This is a genomic window from Massilia eburnea, from assembly GCF_009720745.1.
In the GTDB taxonomy this organism is placed as follows: domain Bacteria; phylum Pseudomonadota; class Gammaproteobacteria; order Burkholderiales; family Burkholderiaceae_D; genus Rugamonas; species Rugamonas eburnea.
The window spans coordinates 1-1,057 of record NZ_WNKX01000065.1; the positions used below are offsets into that span (position 1 = coordinate 1).

Below are 1,057 nucleotides of genomic sequence, written 5' to 3' on the forward strand. Positions count from 1 at the left end.
TTGACCGTACCCCAAAATTAGTACCGGTCTTAAGTAGAAATTACCGGCTGTATTGCTGAGCCAAAATCGGCCTTTTCCCTGGCCTGACGGGCGAATTCGGATGGGGTGGCCCACTGCAATGCGGAGTGGGGGCGCGTCTCATTATAGTACCGGCGCCACTCCTCGATCTTGGCCTTGGCATCATTGAGCGAGAGGAACCAGTGGGCATTGAGGCACTCCTGCCGTAGCCGTCCGTTGAAACTTTCGATCTTGGCGTTGTCGGTCGGCTTGCCTGGCCGGCTGAAGTCCAGTTCGACGCCACGTTCATATGCCCACTTGTCCATAACCTTGGAGATGAACTCGCTACCGTTATCGACCTTGATCGTGGCAGGTAATCCGCGATGCGCGGAGATGCGATTCAACGTGGCGACCACATCCTCCCCCCTCAGGCTTTGCCCGACGTCGATGGCCAAGCTCTCGCGAGTGTAGTTATCGACCACGGTCAACGCCCGCAACCGGCGCCCATCGAACAATTCATCGGCGACAAAATCCATGCTCCAGATTTCGTTGATCGCGGTGGCCATCTGCTTTGGCTGCCGTAGCCTGGCCGACTTGTTCCGCTTCGGCCGTTTCAGGCGCAGCGACAGTCCCTCGGCCTGGTACAGACGATATACACGCTTATGGTTGTCGGGCCAACCTTCCCGCTTGAGCATTACTTGGACACGGCGGTACCCATAGTGCACTCGCGTGGCGGCAATTTCCTTGATCCGCATGAGTAGTGCTGTGGCATCGCGAGCCTTCGACCTGTACGCATAGAGTGAGCGCGACATCCGAAACAAGGCACAGGTCTGCGTCAAACTGGCCCGGTAGCGAATGAGTAACTCATCGATCAGCAGGCGCTTGCGGGAAGGCTTCAGAGCTTTTTTGAGAGCACGTCCTGAAGCATGGCTTTATCTAACGCCAGGTCGGCCACCAGCTTCTTGAGCTTCGCGTTCTCCTCCTCCAGCTGCTTGAGCCGTCGTACCTCCGATGGCCCCAGACCGCCGAATTTTTTCTTCCAGTTGTAAAACGTGGCATC

General features: G+C 57.0%; 1 protein-coding gene. It reads right to left on the reverse strand.

The annotated features are described in order from the left end of the window. Nucleotides 1-29: 29 nt before the first annotated feature. A protein-coding gene (locus tag GM658_RS28575; protein ID WP_155457505.1) for an IS3 family transposase occupies nt 30-1,057 on the reverse strand; the annotation gives its coding sequence in 2 pieces (ribosomal slippage) (nt 30-907 and nt 907-1,057; 1,029 coding nt annotated over the 2 pieces). This gene is flagged as partial in the annotation.